General features: G+C 53.0%; 16 protein-coding genes and 1 rRNA gene. 5 read left to right on the forward strand and 12 right to left on the reverse strand.

Going from position 1 to position 19,016, the window contains the following annotated elements; all coding sequences use genetic code 11:
• Positions 1-7 precede the first annotated feature (7 nt).
• Together rrf and ACQE3Z_RS00010 are read left to right on the forward strand one after the other, a co-directional pair.
• Positions 8-123, forward strand: a 5S ribosomal RNA gene (rrf, locus tag ACQE3Z_RS00005).
• A gap of 266 nt (positions 124-389) precedes the next feature.
• Complete coding sequence (locus ACQE3Z_RS00010) at positions 390-1,694, forward strand: MFS family transporter (protein ID WP_426971503.1); 1,305 nt, start codon at positions 390-392, stop codon at positions 1,692-1,694.
• Between the two features lies 1 nt (position 1,695).
• Here the strand turns inward: ACQE3Z_RS00010 and ACQE3Z_RS00015 are convergent, their stop codons facing one another.
• The 5 genes from ACQE3Z_RS00015 to trxC all read right to left on the reverse strand — a co-directional run bounded on the left by ACQE3Z_RS00015 (position 1,696) and on the right by trxC (position 7,428).
• Positions 1,696-2,016, reverse strand: a complete 321-nt coding sequence (locus tag ACQE3Z_RS00015) for a YfiM family lipoprotein (RefSeq protein ID WP_426971504.1) — start codon at positions 2,014-2,016, stop codon at positions 1,696-1,698.
• Between the two features lie 53 nt (positions 2,017-2,069).
• A complete protein-coding gene (pssA, locus tag ACQE3Z_RS00020; RefSeq protein ID WP_426971505.1) occupies positions 2,070-3,425 on the reverse strand; it encodes a CDP-diacylglycerol--serine O-phosphatidyltransferase in 1,356 nt (451 codons plus the stop codon).
• A 105-nt stretch (positions 3,426-3,530) separates the two neighbouring features.
• Positions 3,531-6,194 carry a bifunctional acetate--CoA ligase family protein/GNAT family N-acetyltransferase gene (locus ACQE3Z_RS00025; protein ID WP_426971506.1) on the reverse strand — a complete coding sequence of 888 codons (2,664 nt, stop codon included), beginning with the start codon at positions 6,192-6,194 and terminating at the stop codon, positions 3,531-3,533.
• Between the two features lie 32 nt (positions 6,195-6,226).
• Positions 6,227-6,928 carry a tRNA-uridine aminocarboxypropyltransferase gene (locus tag ACQE3Z_RS00030; RefSeq protein WP_426971507.1) on the reverse strand — a complete coding sequence of 234 codons (702 nt, stop codon included), beginning with the start codon at positions 6,926-6,928 and terminating at the stop codon, positions 6,227-6,229.
• A gap of 80 nt (positions 6,929-7,008) precedes the next feature.
• Complete coding sequence (gene trxC / locus ACQE3Z_RS00035; protein ID WP_426971509.1) at positions 7,009-7,428, reverse strand: thioredoxin TrxC; 420 nt, start codon at positions 7,426-7,428, stop codon at positions 7,009-7,011.
• A gap of 202 nt (positions 7,429-7,630) precedes the next feature.
• Between trxC and ACQE3Z_RS00040 the strand changes: the two genes are divergently transcribed.
• Positions 7,631-8,704, forward strand: coding sequence for a tRNA/rRNA methyltransferase (locus tag ACQE3Z_RS00040; protein ID WP_250650707.1), 1,074 nt, complete (start codon positions 7,631-7,633; stop codon positions 8,702-8,704).
• 270 nt (positions 8,705-8,974) lie between these two features.
• Here ACQE3Z_RS00040 and ACQE3Z_RS00045 read toward each other — a convergent pair whose 3' ends face one another.
• Complete coding sequence (locus ACQE3Z_RS00045; protein WP_426971511.1) at positions 8,975-9,913, reverse strand: LysR family transcriptional regulator; 939 nt, start codon at positions 9,911-9,913, stop codon at positions 8,975-8,977.
• 80 nt (positions 9,914-9,993) lie between these two features.
• Here ACQE3Z_RS00045 and ACQE3Z_RS00050 point away from each other — a divergent pair, with 80 nt between their 5' ends.
• Positions 9,994-10,947, forward strand: a complete 954-nt coding sequence (locus ACQE3Z_RS00050; protein ID WP_426971512.1) for an MBL fold metallo-hydrolase — start codon at positions 9,994-9,996, stop codon at positions 10,945-10,947.
• 335 nt (positions 10,948-11,282) lie between these two features.
• Here ACQE3Z_RS00050 and ACQE3Z_RS00055 read toward each other — a convergent pair whose 3' ends face one another.
• Entirely contained in the window at positions 11,283-11,612 is a 330-nt protein-coding gene (locus ACQE3Z_RS00055) for a hypothetical protein (RefSeq protein WP_426971513.1), read from the reverse strand.
• Positions 11,613-11,883: 271 nt separating this feature from the next.
• On the opposite strand from ACQE3Z_RS00055, the gene ACQE3Z_RS00060 reads away from it, so the two are divergent.
• Positions 11,884-12,567: an O-methyltransferase gene (locus tag ACQE3Z_RS00060; protein ID WP_426971514.1), complete on the forward strand. Its 684-nt coding sequence runs from the start codon at positions 11,884-11,886 to the stop codon at positions 12,565-12,567.
• A gap of 160 nt (positions 12,568-12,727) precedes the next feature.
• Here ACQE3Z_RS00060 and emrB read toward each other — a convergent pair whose 3' ends face one another.
• The 5 genes from emrB to proX all read right to left on the reverse strand — a co-directional run bounded on the left by emrB (position 12,728) and on the right by proX (position 19,012).
• Positions 12,728-14,263, reverse strand: coding sequence for a multidrug efflux MFS transporter permease subunit EmrB (gene emrB / locus ACQE3Z_RS00065; RefSeq protein ID WP_426971515.1), 1,536 nt, complete (start codon positions 14,261-14,263; stop codon positions 12,728-12,730).
• 14 nt (positions 14,264-14,277) lie between these two features.
• Entirely contained in the window at positions 14,278-15,453 is a 1,176-nt protein-coding gene (gene emrA / locus ACQE3Z_RS00070; protein WP_426971517.1) for a multidrug efflux MFS transporter periplasmic adaptor subunit EmrA, read from the reverse strand.
• 153 nt (positions 15,454-15,606) lie between these two features.
• Positions 15,607-16,140 (reverse strand): transcriptional repressor MprA, encoded by a 534-nt coding sequence (mprA, locus tag ACQE3Z_RS00075; RefSeq protein WP_249892038.1) that lies wholly within the window; start codon positions 16,138-16,140, stop codon positions 15,607-15,609.
• 439 nt (positions 16,141-16,579) lie between these two features.
• Positions 16,580-17,764 (reverse strand): MFS transporter, encoded by a 1,185-nt coding sequence (locus ACQE3Z_RS00080; RefSeq protein WP_426971519.1) that lies wholly within the window; start codon positions 17,762-17,764, stop codon positions 16,580-16,582.
• Between the two features lie 252 nt (positions 17,765-18,016).
• Positions 18,017-19,012, reverse strand: coding sequence for a glycine betaine/L-proline ABC transporter substrate-binding protein ProX (gene proX, locus ACQE3Z_RS00085; RefSeq protein WP_426971520.1), 996 nt, complete (start codon positions 19,010-19,012; stop codon positions 18,017-18,019).
• Positions 19,013-19,016 lie beyond the last annotated feature (4 nt).

The raw sequence follows: 19,016 nt of genomic DNA on the forward strand, positions 1-19,016 counted from the left end.
GAATTTGCCTGGCGGCGAGAGCGCGGTGGTCCCACCTGACCCCATGCCGAACTCAGAAGTGAAACGCCGCAGCGCCGATGGTAGTGTGGGGCCTCCCCATGCGAGAGTAGGGAACTGCCAGGCATCAAAACAGCGACAGAGCCTCAGCGAAAGCTGAGGCTTTTTCGTATCTGCAGTTTACCGCCACTCTGCGACTTTACGCTGCTTTTCATCACTATAGTTCCGAAAACTATCCGTTTCCTTTACTATTTCAGCCTGCCGGGAAGCAATAATATCTGCTACTTCACAAAACCGATCCTTGAAAACAAAACATTTTATTAACATCGCCTTTTAATGCTTTACTGTTTTTTTAGCCTTTTAGGCAGCAAGGAATCACAGTGAGGCACAATATGGCTGATGTTATAACCACCAGTAAGCAAACCGAAGAGCTGGCAGCGGGATCCCACAAAGCCCGTATTCGCGCAATCATCGGTGCATCGTCAGGCAATCTTGTCGAATGGTTTGATTTCTACGTTTACTCTTTTTGCTCCCTCTATTTCGCGCATATTTTTTTCCCAACGGGAAACCCTACCACGCAACTGGTACAAACTGCCGGCGTTTTCGCTGCGGGTTTTTTAATGCGTCCGATTGGTGGATGGCTTTTTGGCTGGATTGGCGATCGTCATGGACGTAAAACCTCCATGCTGATCTCTGTCTGCATGATGTGTTTCGGCTCCCTGGTTATCGCCTGTTTACCTGGCTACGCCACCTTAGGAGTCTGGGCGCCGATACTGCTGCTGCTGGCACGTCTGTTTCAGGGATTATCGGTAGGCGGAGAATATGGCACCAGCGCGACCTATATGAGCGAGGTCGCGATAGAAGGGCGCAAAGGTTATTACGCATCCTTTCAGTATGTTACCCTGATCGGTGGCCAACTGCTGGCACTGCTTACCGTGGTGGTATTACAGCATGTGCTGGAACCGGAAGCGCTGCGTAGCTGGGGATGGCGTATTCCTTTTGCGCTGGGGGCGGTGCTGGCGATCGTTGCGCTCTTTCTGCGGCGTTCGCTAAACGAAACAACCAGCGATAAAACACGACAGCATCAGGATGCCGGTCGGCTACGAGGTTTATGGAAACATCGGCGCGCTTTTTTAATGGTGCTGGGTTTTACCGCTGGCGGATCCCTGAGTTTCTATACCTTCACCACCTATATGCAAAAATATTTGGTCAATACCGCCGGTATGGATGCCAAAAGCGCCAGTGCATTGATGACCCTTGCGCTGTTTATTTTTATGCTTATTCAGCCGCTGATGGGCGCGTTATCCGACCGAATCGGGCGTCGTAACTCCATGTTGATGTTTGGTGCCGGTGCGACGCTGTGCACGGTGCCGATCCTGACGCTGCTTCAGAATAGCAAAAGCAGCTGGCTGATATTTATATTGGTTATGCTGGCGCTTCTGATTACCAGCTTTTATACCTCTATCAGTGGCATAGTTAAAGCCGAGATGTTTCCACCGGAAGTACGCGCGCTGGGCGTTGGTCTTTCATATGCGGTGGCGAATGCTATTTTTGGCGGCTCGGCGGAATATGTCGCGCTGTCGCTCAAGGCTGCGGGAAACGAGACCTGGTTTTTTTGGTATGTTTCGGTGATGGGCGCGCTGGCGTTGCTGGTATCGCTGATGCTACACCGTAAAGGGCAGGGCATGAAATTCTAAATTACTGACCCGTATTCCACAGCGCAAAGCCGGCCGCTGCGCCGGCAATATCCCAGCTCAGGTCCTTCCAGCTCCAGCCGCTTCCTTCCGGGCGGCTGTCATAAAATTCTTTGGCTGCGCCAAGACTAAAGGCAAACATCAATCCGAAACTGTTGCTGTGATGCTGCGACCAGTTTTGCTGCTGCCCATATTCGTTGCCAGCGGCAGAGAGCAGCGCAGAACCAATAAAATGCTGGACTTTATCCTGACCGGTCCAGCGATCCTGCGCCATGTGGCTACATCCCGTACAGCATAAGCATATTAAGATCATTGCTATTCTCATCGCCGCTCCTGAATCAGAAAGAGACATTAAGGCGGGATATCACATCCTGTGGTTTACAGAATGCGGCTTATCAGTCGGTCAATTCTGATTCGGCGCAGCCGTCTGATTAGCTTGCGTACCTTTACCGGATAGTCGGCAATACTGTCGAGATCGCGAAAATGTTTGACCACGCTGGTATGCTGGCGAATTAGCGACAGCTCACGCTCGCGCTGCTCCGCCAGCTGCTGTAGAGGATCATGGATCAACACCGCATTTTCCAGATCCAGGCGCCAGGCGCGCGGGTTAAGGTTGTTGCCGGTAATCAGCATCCACTCCTCGTCCACCCACATTCCCTTGAGGTGATAGCTGTTTTCACCATCTTTCCACAGGCGCACGGTCAGCTGACCATTACTCACGTAGTATTGCAGCCTGCTCAGGAAACGTCGCAGATTAATCTCATACAAATAGGGCAGCGCGCCGATAATTTTAAACGGTTGATCTTCGGGAATATAAAAATCATTTGCCGTTTTATCGCCAACGATAATTTCCACTTCTTTCCCCTGACGCAACAGCCAGATAATATTGCGCACCAGAATCGCCGGCAGATTGAAATAAGGCGTACAGAGCGTCAGCTTATGTTCCGTACAGGGCATCAAATGATAGATGGTTTTATTCAGCAGGCTACGCTTTCCCAGCCCAACCAGCGGCGTTACCGCCAGCTCTTCGTTACCGGCATTCGGGGTAAAAATGTAATCAAAACCGCGCAGATCCTGGCGGAACTGGCGGGTTTCATTTTTGATTTCCGGGCTTTTGGGCCGCTCATGACGATCGAGCCGATGGACCGCGACCGCATTTTTCAGGTTGCGATCGATCCATTCAAACATAGTATTGGCTAACTGCGGATTACGAATCAGCTGATAGCGATCGTAGCGATATTTGTCATGTTGGTGCAGATAGACGTCATTGATACTGGCACCGCTGTAGAGCAGCGTATCGTCAATGATAAAGCCTTTCAGATGCAGCACGCCCAACGCTTCCCGGGTATTAACCGGGATCCCGTATACCGGAATAGCAATATCCGGATGCTGGCTGGCCATATCGCAATACCAGTCGGCGTTCGTCACGCCTTTAGCATCACCGATACGGCCACGCTGTGCCCGATGCCAGTCAACCAGGACACTGATATCCAGTTCCGGGCGCGCGCGTCTGGCAGCGTAAAGCGCGGACAGAACGGCGCGTCCGGCATCATCGTTTTCCAGATAGAGCGCGACAATGCAGATGCGTTTCGTTGCACTGGCGATTTTTTCCAGCAGCGTAGCGCGGAACTCGGATGGCGAGTAAAGCGTGGTTACATCAGCAACTGACTGAGACAGTTTGGGCAGCTGTGCAAGGTGTTGTTGGTGTTTATTGCGCTTAAATTTGGACAACATCACAGTGCGCTTCTTCTCTATTCATTGAGTGGTCTTCTGCCATAACATCATGGTTCTAACCGACAATATTAACATTAACACGGCGCAAAGGGCGATCTTCACGAGTTAATGTTGCTCGCCAGCGTGAGTAAGAGGCAGATGCAGACTAACGATACCATCCTCCAGCTGCACATCTACGCTGAATCCCAGCTTTTTCGCCAGGGTAATCATGCCCTGGTTATTGGGCATGGTAATACCATTTAACTGCAACAGGCCATGACTACGGGTATAAGCCAGCATTTTTTCCAGCAGGCGTCTGCCAAGCCCCAAGCCTTTTAAATCCGAGCGTACCAGGATAGAAAACTCCGCATCGATATTGTCCGCATCAGAAATGGCCCGGGTAACGCCGATAATTGCCTTCTCACCCTGCTGTTCACGCACGGCAACAAAAGCCATTTCTCGATCGTAGTCGATTTGCGTCATATTGGCTAAATCCTCATGGGTAAACTCATTGATCTCGCTAAAGTAGCGATAGTAGAGATCTTCTTTGGTTACCTGAGCAATAAAGCGCTGCAATAACGGCTCATCTTCCGGCAGGATGGGGCGGAGCAGACAACGTTCACCGTTTTTCATAGTGATCCACTCCTCCAGGGTATGCGGATAAGGGCGAATAGCGAGCCGCGATTCATTGACGCCATTAAATCTGGCCAGCGTCAGGGTGACATCCAGCAGGGTAAACTCATCACCAGCGGCCAGGAGAGGATGTATATCAAGCCGCTGGATCTCCGGGCAATCTACGATCAGGTTAGAAACCTGTACCAGTACCTGGCTTAACGCCGCGATATCCAGCGGTCGCAGTGCGCTGCGACCGCGAATCTTACCCCTCTTAATCGCCTGAATAACCAGATAACGCGCCAGGGTCATATTAAGCGGCGGCAGCGCCACAGAGGCGTGCCGATCCGCCTGCCACTCTACGCCCCCTTCGCCCAGCATAATCACCGGGCCGAACAGCGGATCCTGTTCAACCACGATCCGCAGCTCCTGAGCTCCGGCGCGATTTGCCATGCTCTGTACCAGCAACCCATGGATCCTTGCCTGCGGCCAGGCCAGCTTCACCCGATCGATAATGGCATTGGCCGCCTGCTGAACCTCACCTGGAGTGCGCAGATAAAGCATAACGCCCTGAACATCAGATTTATGGGGGATATCCGGCGACCGCAGCTTCAGCGCGACGGGATAACCGATTTGACCGGCAATATGCACGGCTTCAGCGCTGTCGCCAGCGATCCAGGTCGGCAGCGTAGTCAGGCCATAAGCCTGCATAATAGCCTGCACCTCATGGGTATCCAGCTGCGTGGCCCCTTCGTCTAACGCCTGCTGAATCAGCTGGTGAGCGTAAGCCGTATCCTGTTTCAACGTTGCCGGCAGGGCGGGCGTTTCCCGCAGCTGCTTTTGGTTACGACGGTACTCCACCATATGCATAAAGGCGGTTACCGTACCCTCGGGCGTACGATAGGTGGGGATTGCCGCATCGCTGAACGCCCGACGCGCTTCCAGTGAAGAGTATTCGCCGCACCAGTTGGTCAACAGCGTCAGGCTTTTGCCGCGCGGGTGCTGTTTAATCAGCTCTATCAGCCGAAGTGCGGTTTCGGTAGCGGGCGCGACAGCGCTGGGAGCATGAATAATCATCAGCGCATCCAGCTCATGACAGTCAAGCAGGGCGGCAACCGCCTGCAGATAGCGTTCCGGCGTGGCATCATCTTTCAAATCGAGCGGATTATCCGGGACGATTTCCACAGGAAGCTGAGCGCGTAGCGTTGCCTGCGTCGCGTTATCAAGCTGGGCCAGTTTGCCGCTACGCAGCTGTAACGCATCCAACGCCAGCGCAGCGGGTGCCGCACCATTGCTCACGATCATTAACCGCTCGCCGCGTAGCGGACGCATATGACTTAAGGTTTCCACCGCTGAGAACAGCTCATGCGTATCCTGCACCCGTAGCAGACCCGCTCGCTGAATAGCCGCGTCCCAGGCGGCATCCAGCCCGGCATGCGTTTTCAGTAACGCCTGCGCCTGCGGGCTACGACCACTTTTAATCACCAGAATGGGTTTATTGCGCGAGGCGCTACGGGCGGCGGAAACAAACCGGCGCGCATCGCTGAGATGCTCCAGATAAAGCAGAATTGCGCTGGTTTTGCCGTCACGCGCCAGGAAGTCGAGCAGATCGTCAATATCAGTATCCAGGCTATCCCCCAGGGCGATAAACCAGGAGAAGCCGAGCTGACGCTGCTGCGCCCAGTCAAGAATGGTATTGGAAACGGCCGCCGACTGGGAAACAAAGGCCAGCTTGCCTTTTAAGATGGGAACCGGGGAGAAACTGGCATTCAGTCCCTGCCACGGGGCAAGCAGGCCAAGACTGTTGGGGCCAAGCAGACGAATTTGCCAGCGGCTGGCGCAGGCTTTCAGTTCCGGCTGCTGGCTTTCCGGGGCGGAAAGAATAATACAGGCTTTGCAGCCTTTTTCACCCAGCTGCTGTAGCAGGGCAAGATTACGGCTGGCATTGGTACAGATCACCGCCAGCTCAGGCGCAAAGGGCAAACTGGCAACATCTGGCCAGGCGAGCACACCCGATACTGCCTTATATTTCGGCGTAACGGGCAGAACCGGGCCGCTAAAACCGCCGGCCAGCAGGTTACGCATCATCAGATAACCTGCCCGCCCGGGTTTTATTGAGGCACCAATAACGGCAATAGATTTAGGGCGTAACAGCGCTTCCAGTCCACGTTGACTCATTTCCTGTCCCTCAGGCGATAGTTAAGCTGAGTCTAAACGCTTTCTGTTTCATCTGCCGTGAGATGAACCGGATGATGAGGTTTTCCTGCCAGATAGCGCTGGCGAAACAGCGTAAAGTGGGCACTGAGCGCCTGAGCGGCAGCTTCATCGCCTGCCTGGCGCAGCAGTTCAGCTGCCACCTCGGCGGTACAGTGTTGTCCCGCACCGTGGGCCTCACGCAGCGTATAGCCGGAAGGCGTAGTCAGGCGTAACGACATCACCGGCAAGGCATCCAGCCAGGGGCTTTTGCGAAACATTTTCCGCGCCTCGGTCCAGGTGCCGTCCAGCATAATAAACAGCGGCGGCTTGCCGCTTAACGGCGGACTATTTAACACCAGGCGATCGCTATCGGCATAGGATTCGGGAAACACCACCATCGGCTGATAGTCACTATTTGCTACAGCAGCCAGCAATGCCGGATCAGGTTCAGTGCGTGACCAGCCGAAAGCCTGTGTATCAGGAAGAATATCGGCAATCAGACGTCCGGTATTGCTTGGCTTCATGGGTTCGGTATCAAACATGACCAGGCAGAAACGGCTGCGTGCGGACTGCACGACAATTTCACTGCACAGACAGAGCTTTTGCGGCAACAGGCAGCCCTGGCAGCGTTGAACACGATTGCCACGAGCGAGAAAAGGACGGGTAGCGCGCGCCAGGCGCTCGGCGCGCAGGCGTAAAACGGCGTTATGGGTCATTACATTGAACTGGCAAAAACGCCATTGTAGCGGGAAGTGGGCAGGAAGCGTAGCGCGGCTGACAGGGCCAGCCGCTATTATTACAGCGCTTCGTCCAGCCACTCATTAAATGGCGCTTTCGGCATCGCGCCGTTCAGCGTGTCGGCCAGTTCGCCCTGCTTGAACAGCATAATGGTAGGAATGCTGCGAATGCGGAAACGAGCGCTGAGCGCGGGCTCAGCTTCGGTATTTACTTTTAAAAAGCGCACCTTACCGCTGCGTTCGCTGGCCACATCTTCATAAATGGGGGCGAAGTTAACGCAGGGACCGCACCACGGCGCCCAGAAATCAACCACTACCGGCAGGTCGTCCTGCAGATATTTATCCAGCGTGTTGGCGGTGGCATTGATGACTTCACCATCAAACAGCTCGTTACCGCAGCGACCACACCTGGCCCCATCGGCAATGCGCTCTTCCGGAACGCGGTTCGTTGCCTGACAGGATGCACATACCGTATTCATTTATCACCTCAGGGTTTAATCGTTAACAACGCATTAAACTGCTAATTTTATGCGTAAGCTTAATTATCAGTCGGCTGCTATCGGGCAACAACATGGAATAGTCAATGAATATAATAGTTGGCGACTTTTAGCGGAAGTTGATGGCATACAACCTGTGCTTCAGGTAATCTTCGCGCTTCGCGCTCAGCAGGTGGAGGAACAGATGAACGACGAATTCAAAGGTAAAAGCGGCAAAGTCAAAGTGATGTATGTTCGCGGTGATGATAACAATGATAAACGCGGACAAAATCCCCGTACGGGCAAAGGCAGCAGGCCCGGCGCTGACCGTCAGGAAGGAAGCCGTCGTCCATCGCGTCAGTCTGAAAGCCCGGCACGCGGCGGACGCGACGGTAAGTTCCGTGGCGACCGCGAGCGCGATCGTGATGAGCTGCCGCGTGGCGAGTCGCCGTGGCGCACCGTTTCTCGCGCGCCGAATGAAGAGGCTAAACCCGATCATGGCGGCATCAGCGGCAAAAGTTTTATCGATCCGGGTCAGCTGCGTCGTCAGCGTCTGGAAGAGACCCGCGTCTACGGTGAAAACGCCTGTCAGGCGCTGTTTCTGAGCCGTCCGGAATGCATCGTGCGTGCCTGGTTCGTTCAGAGCGTTACGCCGCGTTTCCGCGAGGCGCTGCGTTGGCTGGCAGCTAACCGCAAAGCCTATCATGTAGTGGATGAAGCCGAACTGGAGAAAGCCTCCGGGACTGAGCATCATGGTGGCGTCTGCTTCCTGATTAAAAAACGCGTTGGCACACCGGTCAGCGACTGGCTGGCAACGGATCGTGAGCAGGATTGCGTTCTGGCGCTGGAAAATGTCGGCAACCCGCACAATATCGGCGGCATTATGCGCAGCAGCGCGCATTTTGGCGTGAAGGGTTTGCTGGTGGATGATGCGGCAGTGCTGGAGTCGGGCGCGGCGGTACGTACCGCTGAAGGCGGCGCCGAGCATGTACAGGCATTGAGCGCGAAGAGCTTTGTTGCGGGTCTGGAAGCATTCCGCAATGCGGGTTACACCATTGTCACCACCTCCAGCCACAAAGGCAGCACGCCGTTAACGCAGGCAAAACTGCCGGCGAAAATGGTGCTGGTGCTGGGGCAGGAGAGCGATGGCCTGACTGAGTCTGCGCTGCAGCAGGGTGATCTGAGCGTGTCGATTGACGGTACCGGCAAAGTAGAAAGCCTGAACGTGTCGGTTGCGACCGGCATTCTGCTGGCGGAGTGGTGGCGTCAGAACCACTAAGCCGCACGCGGGCAGGTAATCAAAAAAACGGACATTAGGCCCGTAATGCCAGGCAGTTAAGGATCGGTTGAACGATCCCGGGGCTGTATATGAATCCGGAGACATTTCTGTTTCCGGATTTTTTTTATACATTTTTTTAGGATAGACGTTGTTCACTGGTACGCTCTGTTTCGTAATCTTCCCGTTTCTCTAAGCGGCTTTTACCCTAAATCATCAACCGCTTTCTTGCCAGGCCTGGCACCGTGATGCTTAAAACCGTTGCCTGTGCCGTCACTCAGGCCCGAAAGGTAGCGCTTTTATTACTCGCTCTAATACAGTCCGCAGCCACTTCAGTGGCATATCGTTATCGGAACATTTATGCCACAGCAGCGAGAGCGTAATCTCCGGCGTCTCTACCGGAACGGGGCTACAACGTAATCCGTAATGAGAAACCCAATCGGCAGCCAGCCCAGAGGGCACGGTCGCCAACGCGGGTATGCGTTTCAAAAGAGGGGGTAAAGAGGAAAAGTGCGGCGTAACGTAACGAACCCTGCGTGATTTTCCCTGCAATGCTAATTGCTCATCCACAGCGCTCCACGTTGATCCGCGATACGAAACCAGTACGTGATCATGTTCTACATAATTTCCCACTGTCAGCGGCGCTTCCAGCGAAAGCTGTTCAGGGTGCCAGAGCGTACAAAAGTTGAGTGAGCGGATATTTTCACGCCTTAACGTGGCGGCAGCGCTCTGACCAACCGAAATAGCCAGATCTATCTCCCTTTGGAGAACGTGCTCACTGTCACGGAAAGGATCGCTGGCCTTCACCTGCAGAGTTATTCCCGGCGCCTCACGTATTACACATGCCTGCAATTCTGGCATCAGCCAACGCTCAACCCAGTCGCTCATACCAAGACGAAAAACATGGGTTGCATTCGCAGGCGTAAATGAGGGGGGTTGAAACAGAATATGCTGCATCTGTTCCATTAATGGTCCGAGTGCAGCAATAAGCGCTTCGGCACGCGGCGTGGGGATCATCCCTCCTGCGGTGCGAACAAACAGAGGATCGTCAAACATTTCACGCAATCTGGCCAGCGCATTACTGACCGCTGGCTGCCCGAGATGCAGTTTTTCAGCTGTACGTGACACGCTGCCTTCCCGCTGCAGTACGAACAGCACCGTCAGCAAATTTAGATCGATACGATGAAAATCATTTTCTCTGATAGTGAACATTATATTAATCAATTTGAATGATAGTGGTTTGCTGAGGATACTGCCGATCACCTTCAAATGACATTTTAGTGGGGACTTTAATGAAAATTATACTGACACTGATCGCGACACTTATCTTTTCCAGCCAGCTCCTGGCTGCCGAACAGACCAGTGCACTGAATGAACAGGCTCCCGGTTACTATCGCATGAAACTGGGAAAACTGCGCATTACCGCCGTATCTGACGGCACGGTGACGATACCGTTGAATACATTGCTGACTAACATTTCACCAGAAAAATTACGTCAGGCGATGGCCAGAGATGCAATGACGCCGCAAGCAGAGACGTCGATTAATGCCTATGTAATAGACGATGGCAAAAAGCGCATTTTAGTGGATACAGGTGCAGGAGAGCTGTTCGGAAACAGGGGAGGGCATCTGTTGGCAAACCTTGCAGCAGCAGGTTATCCATCTGAATCAATAGATGCCGTCTTGCTTACTCATATTCACGCAGATCACTCCGCTGGCGTGTCACGCTCGGGCAAGCTCGCGTTTCCAAATGCTGACGTGTATGTGGATAAACGAGATGTAGACTTCTGGCTTAACCCCTCTAACGTAAATCAGGTAGAGGCGGGGGAGGCACACACTTTTGCTGAAAGTGAACGAACCCTTCGCCCGGTTATCAATGCCGGCCGGTTAAAAACATTTCTGGCACCTGCAACACTGGTAAACGGAATACGTGCTGAGCCCGCTGCTGGTCATACACCAGGAAGTGTGCTGTATCGTGTGGAAAGTGAAGGTCAGACACTGGTGTTATGGGGAGATATTATCCACGCCAGGGCGGTACAGATGTCAGATCCGCACGTTGCAATCCATTTTGACGTAAACCGCCAGCAGGCAATTAAAACGCGGGAACGGATACTCAAACAGGCTGCGGAACAGGGTTATTGGGTAGCTGCCGCACATATTTCGTTTCCGGGACTTGGTCACGTAAAACGTGAGGGTAGCGGTTATCGCTGGGTGGAAAGTAACTATACGACCCAGTTAGGACAATAGCGTTTCAGTTCCGTTTCGAATACTTACGCATTCTGAATACCTGTATCAAGCCGGGCCTCAACCACGGCGTCAGAATTTGCAGCGGTGCGGCTGTTATGAGAATTATCAATGGCCGTAGTTATGCCTGCGTGAATATTTGAGTCAATTGAGCTCTGAATGTATTAGGGCTGTAACAGCAGCCCTGTGCCGGCGAAGAAGATTTACACACTGGCGTTTACTTCGATACCTGCACGCCGATTATTACCGGAAAATAAGTACTATGAGCCATCCAAAGCTCACAATGAAAATTGTGGGTTACGATGTTAACGCTAAGGTCATATTTGACCTTATGTCAGTTACTGACTCAGTTCAGAATTAGTTATTAATCTGCGATAGCGCCATGATTTGTAGGCGAGTATAGGCGGTTGTATGAATACGACAACCGCAATACCACAAAGTAGACCTATTGAGCCTGCAAATACGCTTTCATCTGAGCCGAAAATAATAAGCAAACCCCAAATGGCTAAACAGCACAATACAACGCTACTGGCTAGAATGAAGCGGTTAGCCAGATCTTGTATGGCTTCAGCTAGTGAGCCACCATAACTCTGGGTATTGGTTTTAATTTTTAGAAGATCAGCGTTGCTAAAACCCGACTTCAATAGATCTGCCTCGCTTACTTTCATAACGTTCTCACCCTTCATCCTTAAAATTTTACAAAAAGCACATGGCGAGTATATATGAAACTTGCCGACAAACTGACTCGCGGCAGGTGGAGCTTTACCCTCCACTTTAATACGTTATGTAACAAACCACACAAACAACCGAGGGCCGCATTACGGCCCTGAACAGACAGACCAGGCCCGCTTTTCGCTCATATGAAAGTTAACGTACCATGGGCTGTAACAAACAGCATCCATACTCCTTATAAGGCCACCAAAGGAGAAAAAATTTCGTATGCGAACCCCTGATTATCCTTCCCGGGACTCTGATAAATGGGCACAGGTTGATACCTGGTTTGCTGAAAAGCTCGCCCCTGAAGGAGCAGATTTAAAATACACTCTTATTAATAACGCAGAGCAAGGATTACCTTCGCACGATGTGTCTGCTTTACAGGGAAAAATGCTGGCGCTCTTCATTCAAATGATACGCGCTGTCCGCGTTCTTGAAATAGGAACCCTTGGAGGTTACAGCACGATTTGGATGGCCAAAGCTTTACCCCAACATGGAAGCCTAACGACCATTGAATTCAATAAGCATCATGCAGAGGTTGCCCGCCAGAATATAAACAATGCAGGATTAACTGAGCGCGTTGAGCTTTATACCGGTGCTGCACTTGATGTCTTACCCACGCTTAAAGCCCCCTTTGACCTTATTTTTATCGATGCTGATAAAGTGAATAATCCACGCTATCTGGAATGGGCAATAAAACTGTCCCAACAAAATACGGTTATCGTCGGGGATAATTCAGTACGCGGCGGTAGTGTGATTGAATCCGATAGTGAGGATCCTAATGTACGGGGGCTGAGAGAATTTGTTCAGATGATTTCAGAAGACGAGCGACTTGAAGCTACAGCAATCCAGACCGTCGGTGAAAAGGGATGGGATGGTTTCGTCATGGCGATAGTTAAAGACAGATAATTATCCAACTGACCAAAACAGGTTCGCTCCTCGCTCAAAGCAGCAGACGAACGCATTCCACGTTCCAATAAAAAAGGCTGCTATCTCAGGTGAGATAGCAGCCTTGAACCATTGTTAATCTTAACTCACCAGCATTAAGCCCATTTTTTATGGCTGAATATCAGTGCGCGCCGCCACCACCGCCGCCAGAGGTGAAAGGCGGACGGGCAAACCAAATCAGCGCCAGCAGAATCAGGAAGATCCCGGCAGAGGCCCAGAATATCTCGTTAGCAGAGATAATCAGCCCCTGATTAGTGATCTGCTGAGCGATATAGCCAGAGGCCTGCTGCTGCGTCATGCCCAGCTGTTCCAGCTGGCGATAGGTTTCCTGCGCATTAGGGTTATAAGGATTAACCGACTCGGCGAGATAGCTGTGATGCATCGATTCGCGATTGGTCCACATAGTGGTGGTAATCGACGTACCAATCGAACCGGCCAGGGTACGCAAAAAGTTCGACAGGCTGGATGCGGCAGCCAGACGTTCCGGCGGCAGTCCCGATAGCGTAATGGTGGTCAGCGGCATAAAGAAGCAGGCTACCGCCAGCCCCTGGATAAACTGCGGCCAGGCAGCTGCGCCGAAATCCATTCCCGGCTCGAAAGTGTAGGCGCGCCAGTAAAAACAGACGGCATACATAATAAAGCTGAAGGCAACCAGGCGGCGCATATCGATCTTATGGGCAAAGCGGCCGATAATCGGCGACAGAAGCACCGGGAAGATGCCCACCGGCGCAGACGCCAGTCCGGCCCAGGTTGCCGTATAGCCATACACTTCCTGCAGCAGCTGCGGCAGCAGCACGATAGAGCCAAAATAGAGCATATAGGCCAGGCTTATCGACAAACAGCCAATGGTGAAGTTACGCGATTTAAACAGCGTCAGATCCACCACAGGATGATCGTCAGTCATCTCCCAGACAAACAGTACCGCCAGCGCCACCACCGCCACTACCGTAAGCACGATAATTTCAGTAGAGCTAAACCAGTCCAGTTCACGTCCGCGATCCAGCATGATTTGCAGCGCACCGATACCCACCACCAGCAAAACCAGGCCCACCGTATCGATTGGCCGAATTTCAGTTTTGGTTTCACGGTGGCGCAGGGTTTGCAGCGTCAGGATCGTGACCACAATGCCGATGGGCACGTTAATAAAGAAGATCCATCCCCAGTGGTAGTTATCGCTGATCCAGCCGCCAAGGATGGGACCGCAGATCGGCGCCACCACCACTGTCATTGCCCACAACGACAGGGCGATACTGCGCTTAGCGGGCGGATAGTTGCTTAGCAGCAAACTCTGCGACAGTGGGATCAGCGGGCCGGCAACCAGCCCCTGAAGCACGCGGAACAGGATCAGCATCGTCAGGCTATCCGCCACTCCGCACAGAAAGGAGGCGGCGGCAAAGGCCACGGTTGACCAGAGAAACAGTTTTACCTCGCCGATGCGTTTCGCCAGCCAGCCGGTAATCGGAATGGAGATCGCATTCGCCACGCCAAACGAAGTAATAACCCAGGTTCCCTGGGAGTTCGACGCGCCGAGGTTACCGGCGATGGTTGGAATGGCAACGTTGGCGATGGTGGAATCCAGCACCTGCATAAAGGTCGCCAGCGACAGCGCGATGGTCATCAGAACCAGCGGAGCGCCTTCAAGCGGCTTTTGCGCCATAACTGCCTCCCGGATTATTCGCCCGCATTGGCGCGAATAATCTCGCTGATTAACTGATTCACCGGCGCCAGATCGATCGCCAGCGCATCGCTCTGATAAGCGGGCGTCTGACGCACCTGGGAAGCCAGCATGCTGCCTTCTTTACTGGAGGTATCCACTTTCACCAGCGTGGAAAGACCAATGCGCAGCGGATGCTCGGCCACTTCTTTGGCATCCAGTTCAATGCGTACCGGTAAACGCTGAACCACTTTAATCCAGTTACCGGTGGCGTTCTGCGCAGGCAGCAGCGAGAAGGCGCTGCCGGTGCCCATATCCAGGCCCACCACTTTGCCGTGATAGACCACGTCGTCGCCATAAATATCGCTGACCACCGTAGCAGGCTGACCAATGCGCACGCCTGCCAGCTGCGTTTCTTTGAAGTTGGCATCAACCCAAATCCCGGTAGCCGGCACAACGGCCATCAGTGGTGTAGAGGTGGAGATTTGTGCGCCAACCTGCACGCTGCGGCGAGAGACATAACCATCGATAGGGCTTCGGATTTCGGTGCGTTGTAAGGCCAGCCAGGCATCACGCAGCGCAGCGGCGTTCTGCTTCACCGCCGGCTGGTTTTCCAGCGAGGTATTAAGAATCGCGGCCTGGTTTGCATTATATTGCTGTACCGCCACATCCAGTTGCGCTTTTGCGGTAGCGACCGCATCGCGCGCATGTTGCAGCTCTTCGCGACCAATCAGGTTAGAGGCACCCAGCGGCTCGCGGCGTTTTAGATCCGCTTCGGCCTGCGCCAGCGCGGTTTTTTGCAGCTCGATAGTTGCCTGATACTGTTTACTGTTGATCATCTGCTGATGCGTTTGGCGCACGCTGGTGGCCAGAGCGGTCTGTGCTTTTTCAAACGCCTGTTCGGCATCGGTTTTATCCAGCGTTACCAGCACATCGCCTTTCTTTACAAAGTCGGTGTTATCAAAGCCAATTTTGTTCACGCTGCCAGCGACCTGAGCCATGATCTGCACCTGATTGCCTGCCACATAGGCATCATCGGTCTCTTCAAAATGGCGCAGTACCAGGGCCCAGTAAATCAAATAAGCAACGCCAACCAGAACAAACAAAACAGCCAGAAAAATCAACGCGCCTTTACGCTTTTTCTTTTTATTGGCTGGCTGTTGCGGTTGTTGCGTTTCCGCATTCGCACTCATGCTTCTCTCCACATTTTCCACGTATACACGTATTTCGGGGTGCGCCTTTCCATGTGTGCAGGGACCCGAGCCTAAAATGCCAGCGTTAGCGCTGGCATGGATAAAAGGGGATCAAAATAACGGTTTCTGAGAGTGATTGTGTCGCAGGAATTGCTATTGGTGGGAGAGGGAAGAAATAACTTCCTCTTCATCCATCTGGTCAAGACGGTTCAATAACTTACGCGTCAGGCTTTCCAGCTGCGCTTTTTCACTGCTGCTCAGTGAGGACCACAGATATTGCAGGCTCTGATGCTGCGGAGGAAGAACCTGACGCAGGAAAGCGTTGCCTTTTTCTGTGAGATGCAGGTGCAGGCAGCGGCGATCGTTATCGCTTTCACGGCGTTCAATCCAGCCGCGTTTTTCCAGCTCATCGGCGATGCGCGTGGCATTGGTACGGGAAGAACCCAGCGCGGCGCTCAGTTCAGAAGGCTGAATGCTCTGGTTTTCCTGCGCATCCAGCGTAATCAATGCCATAAACAGTGTCTCGTTAATCCCCTGAGCTTTCAGCATCTTGTTGCGATTATCCAGCAACTTGCTCTGCATGTGCATACACAGACGCGTCAGTACGATTTCCTGGAGCGGAAAATCTTTATGACGTGTAGCACGAATATTCAGCATCTGTTCAATGGGAGTAAACGAACTTTCCATCTTAAAGGAACCTCATTAGTTGCAACTGGTAGAGTAGTGGTGATGACGAAACAGACATGAACATCTTTACCAGTAGCGATGGCTCATACGATCGCAACGTCATCATCTAAAGTTTCGGCTCACTCCATAAGCCGAAGGTTAGGCAGCATAGCTGGTTCAGCAGATCGTACAGAATCTGTCGAACCAGCCGGGCAAAATAAACCTTAAACGCACCGCTTTTAACGACTAAACATGCTTGTTGCTAATGTAACAAGCGCATGTCAGTCGCCAGTTTTGCGTAGGCTTAATGCCATCTGACAGCGATATTCTTTCCCTGGGCTGAATAATTTCTTACGAAAAAATAACTAACATGAATAAATTTACCGCTAACCATACCAGAGTGGGTTACGGCTTTATAGCCTGCCGGCACTGAAAAAAATGGCTCTTTACACTTTAATGGTTAATTATTGTGATCTTCGTAGCGGTAGCCTTGCCACCAGCTCAACAGATTAAGCAAAGTTAATAACAACCCGGCGATACAGACACCGTACCAGCCAGCAAAATGATAAGCGCTGGCAGAGATAAGCGAACCGGCGGCACCGCCGATAAAATAACTGGTCATGTAGCCAGCCGTGAGCCGGTTGCGCGCTTCGGGCATGCGCCGATAGATGACGCTCTGGTTAGTGATATGAACGCCCTGTACCGCCTGATCCAGCAGGATAATGCCGGCAATCAGGGCCAGCAGTGAATGCGCGCCCAGGGCGGTCAGGCCCCATGATCCCAGCATTATCAGCAGCCCCAGCGTGGTGGTCAGGCGCGCTTTGCCCTGATCCGCCAGTGAACCAGCCTGACGCGCAGCCAGCGCCCCCGCCGCGCCTGCCAGGCCCAGCAGGCCGATTTCGCCTTCCGAATAGCCATAGGGCGGAGCAGCAAGTAAAAAGGCCATCGAGGTCCAGAGCACGCTGAAGTTGGCGAAGGAGAGACAACCAATAACGGCGCGCGTGCGGATAACGCGTGACTGAGCATAGAGACGGAAAATAGAACCAAGCAGCTGGGGATAGCTAAGCTCTACCGTTTGACGATAGCGTGGCAACCCGCGCCACAGCGCCAGCGCCATCAATACCATGAGCAGGCTGGCGACCCAGAATACGGCGCGCCAGCCGCCCAGTTGTGCCAGCGCACCGGCAACGGTACGTGCCAGCAGAATCCCCAGCAGCAGGCCGCTCATGACGGTACCCACCACTTTGCCTCGCTTTTCCGGCGCGGCGAGCGTGGCGGCCAGTGGCACCAGCAACTGAGCAACAACCGAAAACAGGCCGGTCAGCGCAGTACCAAGCAGCATCATGCCGAGATTATCAGAGAGCGCGGTAATCACCATGCCGCCCGCCGCCAACAGGCTCATGCCAACAATCAGTCCGCGTCGTTCCAGTCGATCGCCAAGCGGCACCAGTAGCAACAGACCGGCGGCATAGCCGAGCTGAGCAGTGGTGATAATGAAACCGGCCTGATTAACCGACAGACTAAAGCTGCGGGCAATAGTATCCAGCAGAGGCTGCGCGTAATAGTTACTGGCCACCGCCAGCCCCGTGGCGATAGACATCAGGGCCACCAGCGTTGGACTAAGCCCCTGGGATGTTGAATTCATAAGCAATAAGCATGGTTGATAAATCGTCGTCGCTAATAGTAACCCAAAAAACTATTTCATTGTTGGTTGTGTTTAACAGGACATACCAGTTTTGTTTACGTTAAACAGCGCTATCGTAACCTTTAACCGATGAAATGAAAGGATAAATAAAAAACGGGCAACATTTGTTGCCCGTCAGACCGCTGACTAGTGGCCAGTGCCGGAAGCCGAAACAATCACGCTCGCGGATCGCACCGGTATCCTGATGTGCTCTTATTTTGCTGCAGCTTTTGCACTGTCTATCCAGCGATCGAACTGCGCCTGATGCGCTTTAATCCAGCCATCAACATGCGCGTTAATCGCCTGTTCAGAAGACTGCCCCTGATGCATACGCGAGTTTTGTGCGTTGATATCGGCAATCGGCAGTTTCATCTCAGCAAACAGTCGCGCCGCCGCCGGGTTTTTCACGGCCCAGGCTTTATTGGCGACAATATGCATGGTGTTAACCGGGAAACCGTAGTTAGCGCCGTTCGGCAATTGGGTGTTCACCTCTTTCTGCGCGCCCGGCATGGAAGAGAAGGGCACCTGCAGCCAAACTACGTCGCGTCCCGGTACCAGAACATCGCTGATCCAGTAAGGGGTCCAGGTATAATAAAGGATCGGTTTGCCTTGCTTATAGCGGGCGAGGGTATCAGCCATCATCGCAGCATAATTTCCCATATTGGGCTCAACGGTCTTGCTCAGGTCAAAGGCCTGGTTCTGATGCAGGATCACCGCCTCGCAACCCCAGCCAGGCGCACAGCCGGTCATATCCGCTTTGCCGTCACCGTTGGTATCAAACAGCCGCGCCAGCTTCTCATCTTTTAGCTGATCGATGCGGGTAATATGATACTTCTCGGCGGTTTTCTTATCGATCAGGTAGCCCTGTGCGGCACCGGTAACGTAGGTTCCCTGACGATAAAACACCTTATCGCCGCCAGCGGCGCGATACATATCATCATGCAGCGGTTGCCAGTTGACGGCGGTAAAGGTGGCGTCGCCGGATGCGATCGAGGTATAACCCACGTTGTAATCTACTTCGCTCGGCTTCTCAACGCGGTAACCCAGCTTTTCCAGCGCGCGGCTAACCAGCAGCGTTTGAAAGCTCTCTTCAGAAATAGTGCTTTGGATCGGTTTAACGGTGATCCCTTTACCCGGTAAATCGGCAGCGAAAGTCGGCAGGGTAGCCAGCGAGGTCAAAGCGGTGGCCAGAAGGGCTATTTTGCGCATAGTG

The organism is Pantoea sp. FN0307, from assembly GCF_050113815.1.
In the GTDB taxonomy this organism is placed as follows: Bacteria; Pseudomonadota; Gammaproteobacteria; order Enterobacterales; family Enterobacteriaceae; genus Mixta; species Mixta alhagi.

What these genes read in the sequence shown, in the direction of transcription:
- ACQE3Z_RS00010 (WP_426971503.1), top strand. Translation starts at nt 390, where the DNA reads ATGGCTGATGTTATAACCACCAGTAAGCAAACCGAAGAGCTGGCAGCG.
- ACQE3Z_RS00015 (WP_426971504.1), bottom strand. Translation starts at nt 2,016, where the DNA reads ATGAGAATAGCAATGATCTTAATATGCTTATGCTGTACGGGATGTAGC.
- pssA (WP_426971505.1), bottom strand. Translation starts at nt 3,425, where the DNA reads ATGTTGTCCAAATTTAAGCGCAATAAACACCAACAACACCTTGCACAG.
- ACQE3Z_RS00025 (WP_426971506.1), bottom strand. Translation starts at nt 6,194, where the DNA reads ATGAGTCAACGTGGACTGGAAGCGCTGTTACGCCCTAAATCTATTGCC.
- ACQE3Z_RS00030 (WP_426971507.1), bottom strand. Translation starts at nt 6,928, where the DNA reads ATGACCCATAACGCCGTTTTACGCCTGCGCGCCGAGCGCCTGGCGCGC.
- trxC (WP_426971509.1), bottom strand. Translation starts at nt 7,428, where the DNA reads ATGAATACGGTATGTGCATCCTGTCAGGCAACGAACCGCGTTCCGGAA.
- ACQE3Z_RS00040 (WP_250650707.1), top strand. Translation starts at nt 7,631, where the DNA reads ATGAACGACGAATTCAAAGGTAAAAGCGGCAAAGTCAAAGTGATGTAT.
- ACQE3Z_RS00045 (WP_426971511.1), bottom strand. Translation starts at nt 9,913, where the DNA reads ATGTTCACTATCAGAGAAAATGATTTTCATCGTATCGATCTAAATTTG.
- ACQE3Z_RS00050 (WP_426971512.1), top strand. Translation starts at nt 9,994, where the DNA reads ATGAAAATTATACTGACACTGATCGCGACACTTATCTTTTCCAGCCAG.
- ACQE3Z_RS00055 (WP_426971513.1), bottom strand. Translation starts at nt 11,612, where the DNA reads ATGAAAGTAAGCGAGGCAGATCTATTGAAGTCGGGTTTTAGCAACGCT.
- ACQE3Z_RS00060 (WP_426971514.1), top strand. Translation starts at nt 11,884, where the DNA reads ATGCGAACCCCTGATTATCCTTCCCGGGACTCTGATAAATGGGCACAG.
- emrB (WP_426971515.1), bottom strand. Translation starts at nt 14,263, where the DNA reads ATGGCGCAAAAGCCGCTTGAAGGCGCTCCGCTGGTTCTGATGACCATC.
- emrA (WP_426971517.1), bottom strand. Translation starts at nt 15,453, where the DNA reads ATGAGTGCGAATGCGGAAACGCAACAACCGCAACAGCCAGCCAATAAA.
- mprA (WP_249892038.1), bottom strand. Translation starts at nt 16,140, where the DNA reads ATGGAAAGTTCGTTTACTCCCATTGAACAGATGCTGAATATTCGTGCT.
- ACQE3Z_RS00080 (WP_426971519.1), bottom strand. Translation starts at nt 17,764, where the DNA reads ATGAATTCAACATCCCAGGGGCTTAGTCCAACGCTGGTGGCCCTGATG.
- proX (WP_426971520.1), bottom strand. Translation starts at nt 19,012, where the DNA reads ATGCGCAAAATAGCCCTTCTGGCCACCGCTTTGACCTCGCTGGCTACC.